This window comes from Micromonospora sp. NPDC049089 (genome assembly GCF_040648775.1).
In the GTDB taxonomy this organism is placed as follows: domain Bacteria; phylum Actinomycetota; class Actinomycetes; order Mycobacteriales; family Micromonosporaceae; genus Micromonospora.
Genome location: NZ_JBEZEH010000343.1, coordinates 1 through 3,694 on the forward strand (window position 1 = coordinate 1; position 3,694 = coordinate 3,694).

4 protein-coding genes are annotated in these 3,694 nt (G+C 69.1%); 2 read left to right on the forward strand and 2 right to left on the reverse strand.

From position 1 onward, the window contains the following. Positions 1-882, reverse strand: an 882-nt coding sequence (locus AB0B48_RS32325) for a hypothetical protein (protein ID WP_357208254.1), incomplete at its 3' end; no start/stop codon positions are given. Positions 883-1,048: 166 nt separating this feature from the next. Between AB0B48_RS32325 and AB0B48_RS32330 the strand changes: the two genes are divergently transcribed. Further along, a complete protein-coding gene (locus AB0B48_RS32330) occupies positions 1,049-1,798 on the forward strand; it encodes a glyoxalase (protein WP_357208257.1) in 750 nt (249 codons plus the stop codon). A 52-nt stretch (positions 1,799-1,850) separates the two neighbouring features. Here AB0B48_RS32330 and AB0B48_RS32335 read toward each other — a convergent pair whose 3' ends face one another. After that, a complete protein-coding gene (locus AB0B48_RS32335) occupies positions 1,851-2,246 on the reverse strand; it encodes a hypothetical protein (protein WP_357208260.1) in 396 nt (131 codons plus the stop codon). Positions 2,247-2,481: 235 nt separating this feature from the next. Here AB0B48_RS32335 and AB0B48_RS32340 point away from each other — a divergent pair, with 235 nt between their 5' ends. Further along, positions 2,482-3,654, forward strand: a complete 1,173-nt coding sequence (locus AB0B48_RS32340; RefSeq protein ID WP_357208263.1) for a beta-propeller fold lactonase family protein — start codon at positions 2,482-2,484, stop codon at positions 3,652-3,654. Positions 3,655-3,694: the final 40 nt, after the last annotated feature.

A 3,694-nucleotide genomic window follows, 5' to 3' on the forward strand; every position in this document is an offset into this window, starting at 1 on the left:
GCCGGCCCCGCGGGCGGCGGTCCCCCCCCCCGGGGCGGCGCCGGCGGCGAGCGTGCCGGCGTCCGGCCGCAGCAGCGGCTGTCCGCGCAGCGCCTGCCACGTCAACAACACAGTGAGTACGCCGTACGCGCCACCCGCGACGACCAAGAGCCGGACGCGGGTGCGCTCGTCCAATCGCGTCGCGAACCGGCTCAGCAGGATCGCCAGGATCGGCAACGCCTGGAGGGCGTGCAGCCCCACGAAGTGCCCGATCCGCAGGTCGCCGCCGGTGGTGCTCCAGCCCACGATCGGCAACCCCGGCCCTCCGTCGGGCACGCCGACGCTGTGCGCCCCACCGATCCCCTCGATCCCCGGGTCCTGCATCGGCAGCGCCATCGGCACCGCCGCGAGCATGCCCAGCAGGGACAGGCCGAGCCCCCAGCCGACGGCGGTCGCGGCCACCCGATCGGGAATCCGCTGGATCAGGACCACGATTCCGATGACGAGGTGCGCGAAGAACAGCACCATGATGGCCGCGCCCATCACCGCGAACAGCGCGGTGTTCAGGGGGGTGCTGTCGTTGAAGTGGCTGGCCTGTCCGCGTATCACCTGACCGACTATCCACGCGTTTTCGACGACCGCCACCGCGACGATGATGACGACCGCCGTCTCGACGGCCCGGCTGCGTCGTGGCAGCAGGGAGAGCATCCAGGCGAGCGTCGCGCCGTACAGCACGAACGACAGCGCGAACTTGAACGGCTTGAGCCAGATCGGCGCCCCGGTGAGGACGCGCGGGTCGACGAGGATGCCGACGACGGCGACGACGCCGAGCACCGCCATCACGGATACCAGGAACATCAGTGGGCGGTTCCAGCGCGTCGCCCGGCGCAGAACTGTTGTCATGTCTGTAGATGTTCGTGGCCGCGTACGTCGATCGCGTCCGACCTCGAGCCCCGGTTGCGGCCGGTGGTCGGAGCGGTCCTCCTCCCCTGGTAGGAGACGAAACCCGTCGAAGCCGCTCGGTGGTGCTGGCACAATGGCCGGCCTGCCGACCGGACCGGGAGTGACGATGACGACCAACGAGGACCGTGTCCAACCGAACGAGACCACGGTGCCGCTGCTGCACTGCCCCGCCCCGGAGGAGACCCTGGCCTTCTGGCGGGCGCTCGGGTTCGAGGTGACCTACGAGCAGACCAGGCCGTACGTGTACCTGGCGTTTCGGTGGAGCGGGTTCGACCTGCACTACGGGCCGGCGCCGAAGGATCTCGACCCGGCGAAGGAGCAGTCCGGCGGGTGCCTGGTGATGGTGGACGCGGTGGGGCCGTACCACGCGGCGTTCGCCGAGGCGATGCGCCGCAGCTACGGCAAGGTGCTGGTCAAGGGCCTGCCTCGGATGACCCGCTACCGCGCCGGGTCGTCGCGGTTCAGCATCGTCGACCCGTCGGGCAACTCGATCGTCTTCATTCAGCGCGACGAACCGGACGACGTGGAGTACGGCGGGTCGAAGGAACTCGACGGGCTGGCCCGGGTGCTCGACAACGCGCGGATCCTGCGCGAGTTCAAGATGGACGACCGGGCGGCCTACCGGGCCCTCGACTCGGGGATGCGCCGTCGCGCCGAGGACACCCCGGTGGTCGAGCAGGCGATGGCGCTGGCCGGCCTGATCGAGTTGGCCACCGCGTTGGACAAGGCCGACCGGGTGCCCGAGTGGGGCGCCCGACTCCAGGCGCTGTCGCTGACTCCGGAGCAGCGGACACAGGCGGGGCAGTACGTGGCCGACCCCACCCTCCTCGAACCGTGGTGGCCCGACCCGCGCTGACCCTGGACCTCGCCGCGTCCGGCCCCAGCGATGGTGTTGTCGCCTGAATCAGTCAGGGCCGCACATCGGTGTCGTCGTCGAGGACCTTGTCCGCCAGCCGCTCCGGGAACATGCGCCGCACGCTCGCGGAGTATTCGCTCCCATCGCCGGGCTGCGTGACGCGATCGCCGTCCACCCGCACAGGTACGGAGACTCCGGAGACGATCCCGACCCCCGGTGCTGCTTCGCAGTGCGCCCAGGCGAACGACGAGGAACCGTCTCGCCCCAGCAGCCGAACCTCGCAGGTGCCTGGTCCGCCCAGCAACTCGGCGGGGAGGAGCGTCGCGAGACGCGCCTCCTCGGCCTGCACCTCAGTCGCGTCCCGGTCGGGGAGCGGGTACGGCGGCTCGGAACAGCCGGTGAGCAGCCCGATCGCCAGACCGACCCGGACGGCGTGGTGGCGAATCACCAGTGCAGCATCCCATCCGGTGGTTCTGACACGCCATTACCGTCGGTTTGCGGACCGAGCGCCGGGTGCGCTGTGGCGGAAGAGCGCCACAGTCGCCCGTTCGTCTCGTCATTTCGCAAATCGACATGGAATTACCGCTTTAGGGTAACTAAGAACAACCCGCCTAGCTGCTCCGATAGCTTTCTAAGGAGAGGAAAACTCGTATTCCTCCCTTCGGGTGCATAAGGAGTCAGTGATGAAGCGCAGTGTCGCGCTCGCGGCAGCCCTCCTCGCAGGTCTGACCAGCATCGGATCGATCCCCGGGGCCGCCTTCGCCGATGGCGGTGGCCCCGGGTACCACGACGACCGCAAGGGGGGTGATCACCACGACGGCGACGAGGGCGCTGTCTTCGTCCAGACCAACAAGGCCGAGGGCAACACCATCAAGGTGTACGACCGCGACGAGGACGGCCGTCTCACCAAGGCGGGCGAGTACGAGACCGGAGGGCTGGGCGGCTTCACCATCGGCGCGCCGCTCGACGCGCTGGCCTCGCAGGGCTCCCTGACCTACCACCGCGGACTGCTGTTCGCCGTGAACGCCGGCAGCAACACAGTGACGGTCTTCGGCGTCGAGGGCACCAGGCTGCACAAGCTCCAGGTCATCTGGTCCGGCGGTCTGCTGCCGGTCAGCGTCGCGGCCCGTGGCGACCTCGTCTACGTCCTCAACGCCGGCGGCGAGGGCTCGGTGCAGGGCTTCGAGCTGCACCAGGGGCGTCTGTCGCGGATCGAGGACGCCAACCGGTCGCTCGGGCTGCACAACGGCAACCCGCCCGCGTTCGCTTCCGCCCCGGCCCAGGTCAAGATCGACCCGGACAGCGAGTTCGTGCTGGTGTCGACGAAGGCCGCCAACGTCATGTTCAGCTACGAGATCGGTCGCAACGGCAAGCTGTCCCGCAACCCCGTCGTCAGCGACGCGGGCAACGCCCCGTTCGGCTTCACCTTCGACACCGATGACTCGTTGCTGGTCACCGAGTCGGGCGCGAACGCGGTCAGCCGGTTCGAGCTGGAGGACGACGGCGCGCTCGACCAGGTCGGCCCGTCGGTGCCCAACGGGCAGCAGGCGACGTGCTGGATCCAGCGTGTCGGCGACTACTTCTTCGTCGCCAACGCCGGCAGCTCCACCATCAGTTCCTACCGGGTCGACGACGACGGCAAGCTCGAACTCGTCAAGAACGTCGCCGCCGACACCAACGGCGGGTCGATCGACATGACCACCAGCGACGGCTTCCTGTACGTGCAGAACGCCACCGCCGGCAACGTGCAGGGCTACAAGGTGCACGACGACGGGTCCCTGAATCTCGTCACCACTGTGGAGGGTCTGCCGAAGTTCACCGACGGCATCGGCATGGAGGGCATCGCCGCCTCCTGAGCGCACCACCCGCTGGTCCCGGTCGTTCGTCGACCGGGAC

What these genes read in the sequence shown, in the direction of transcription:
- AB0B48_RS32340 (WP_357208263.1), top strand. Translation starts at nt 2,482, where the DNA reads ATGAAGCGCAGTGTCGCGCTCGCGGCAGCCCTCCTCGCAGGTCTGACC.
- AB0B48_RS32330 (WP_357208257.1), top strand. Translation starts at nt 1,049, where the DNA reads ATGACGACCAACGAGGACCGTGTCCAACCGAACGAGACCACGGTGCCG.